Here is a 2373-nt window from a genome sequence, read left to right as displayed (position 1 = left end):
GACCAGGTGTGGAGCAGGGGCTTGGTCTCGGCGCCGGGATCGAAGTAGTTGCCGTCTTTCCAGAAGTAGAAATTCGCGCCCATCACCGCCTGGGCCAGGACGGATTTTCCCACGCGCTGGAAGTCCTCCGGCAGGCAGAAAAGCCACGCCGCCCCCAGCACCGCCACTACCATGCAGGTGAGCGCGGGCATGATGCGCCGGATGCGCCGCTCCCAAAACTGCACCATGCTGAAGCTGCCGGCGGCGATCTCCCGCAGGATGAGCGAGGAGATGACATAGCCGGAGATGACAAAGAAGACATCCACCCCCACAAAGCCGCCGCTGCAGCCGAGCCCCGCATGAAAGAGCAGCACCGGCAGCACCGCCAGCGCCCGCAGCCCGTCCACATCAGGCCGGTAGCTGGAAGACGGAGATGCGGCGGAGGCTGCAGAAGGCGTCATGGGGAGAGTGCAGGTGGGCGTGGGGAGGCGAAGGGGGAGCGCTGCCTGCTGTAAACTGGCAGGGCTGGGTCTGCACCTTTTTCCTGCGGGGTGCTGCGGCACGGGAAGGCGCGTCTGACAGGGCAGGGAGGGACGATGCAACTGCCGTGGGCACTTGCGCGGCATTACGTTATCCCCGTTACCAATCGCCCGCGCAAGTGTCTGCGCTCCTCGCCTGCGCGGGTGTCCGGCGGGGAGGATGCCCTGACCATGCGGCAGTGTCGCCGCCGATGGTGGTGGTGAGGTGGATGCTGCTGGCTGATGAACGAGCGCCGGGCACGGGCTCGGCCCCTCTTCACCCAGCCAGTCTGGCAGGTGGAGAGCGGGCGTGCTCGCTTGAGGAGTGGGCCGGTCTCAGCGCAGCACGGTGGCGCGGCGGACTTCGTAGCCCGGGGAGGTGTGCACCGCCAGGGGAGCCAGAGGATTCAAAGGACCCACGTAAACGGAGCCTCTGCCAGCGCCAGGGGCGCCATGCCGGATGGCCTGGGCGTGGTAGAAGGCGTTGTCATCCAGACCCCGGTGATCGTAAACAAAGGGCGTGTACAGCTTCGGGCTGTACTGCTGCAGGGCCACGCTATTGATCGTGTAGAGCGGACCGTTTACACCCGGAGGATGGACGATGCGGGCGGTATTGACCCACTGGACGCTCGAAGGAAAGGCGCAGGCGGAGAGGCTGGCGGCCACGCCGGTCAGGGCGAGTAGCAGAAAATGACGTTTCATGGTGGTTGGGGAAGCTGGAAGTCAATTATGACACTCAGTTCTAACAAAAGACTCAAAAAAGATCGAATTAAACTCAGCGCTGAATGTCGCGAGTGACCCTGAAAGTCATGTAGGGGCCACCGCCAGCAGGCCTCTTACTTTCAAGCGCGGTTGATAGTCAGCAGCTCGCGCCCCTGCCGCTGGTTCAGTGCTTCAGATCTTGAGGTCATCGAGGAAGTTTGGGGCGGGGGCTTTTGAAAAGGGGAATGCGATGAGGCCGCACACCGCGCTGGGACGAAGGATTCCACGGACGCGCCCAGCGCATCCCTACCATCCCAGAGCCGCGCGCGCCGCAGGGCAGGTAGGGAACCGCTGCGCCGGGTCCGAAGCTTCGGGTCTGCAGCGTCGCGGGCGCTCAAAAAGGTGCGCCGTCCTTGGAATGGGGAAAGGCAGGAGATCCGGGCCGTTGCCGCGATGGTTTGCCCCCCTGCATCACACGCACGCGCCGACGGCTTGGAACTTCAAAAATCAAAAATCGATGGTTCGACAATCGTCAATCCTCCGGCTCCAGGGCGTCCTGGCCGTGCGTGATTGACGATTGATGAACAAGGCTTGCTGATTTTTGAAGGTGGCCCCTGCTTCACCGGCTCCGCGCTCCCAATTTGCCAGTTCCAAGGCACAGGAACAGGGGAAAAGAAAACGCCTGAGGGCAGGCCGCTCTCGGCGGGAGATGCGATAAGCAAGGAACGGCTGAACCATGAGCCGGCGAGGTCTGCTGTGGTCTCTCGCTTCGCCACTGTGCTCAACCCGGCATTTCATTCCCACTCCTTTCTCCACCAGCACCGTGATTCGCCCCCACTGCCATTCGGCCTCCCTGCCTCGTTTGAATTTCTGACGGGCTCTGCCTTCCATCTTTAAACCTTAGGGCAGGGTTAGACCCCATGGAATGCCCCACCGCCACGCTCTAGCCTGAATCCTCGACGCGCCCGCCCATACCCTCATGAAACGTTTCCTCCCATCTGCCTTTGCCACACTTGCCATCCCATTCCTGTCGATGGCGCAGACCTCCGCTCCTCCTCCAGAGGAAGAAAAGCCCCTGGTCCCGAAAGCACCCGTCCCGGCACCTGAGACGGTTGTGCCGGGCCAGCCTCCTGCCGCAGTGCCTCCAGCGCTGCCTGCCGGCGTGACTCCGGAC

2 protein-coding genes and 1 pseudogene are annotated in these 2373 nt (G+C 63.0%); 1 reads left to right on the top strand and 2 read right to left on the bottom strand.

Features of this window, described 5'->3' with window-relative positions:
* Both WAW39_RS23660 and WAW39_RS23655 read right to left on the bottom strand, forming a co-directional pair.
* Nucleotides 1-440: acyltransferase family protein (locus tag WAW39_RS23660; RefSeq protein WP_422321625.1), on the bottom strand; the 440-nt coding region annotated here is incomplete at its 3' end.
* A gap of 393 nt (nt 441-833) precedes the next feature.
* Complete coding sequence (locus tag WAW39_RS23655; protein WP_422321624.1) at nt 834-1199, bottom strand: hypothetical protein; 366 nt, start codon at nt 1197-1199, stop codon at nt 834-836.
* A gap of 979 nt (nt 1200-2178) precedes the next feature.
* On the opposite strand from WAW39_RS23655, the pseudogene WAW39_RS23650 reads away from it, so the two are divergent.
* Nucleotides 2179-2373, top strand: a pseudogene (locus WAW39_RS23650) (hypothetical protein); the annotation flags it as partial.

Origin of the sequence: Prosthecobacter sp., from assembly GCF_049294395.1 — a bacterium.
Lineage (GTDB): Bacteria > Verrucomicrobiota > Verrucomicrobiia > Verrucomicrobiales > Verrucomicrobiaceae > Prosthecobacter.
This window is presented reverse-complemented; position numbering and strand designations above follow the sequence as displayed.

Excerpts from the sequence above, each read along its gene's own strand:
- WAW39_RS23655 (WP_422321624.1), bottom strand. The coding sequence starts at position 1,199 with ATGAAACGTCATTTTCTGCTACTCGCCCTGACCGGCGTGGCCGCCAGC.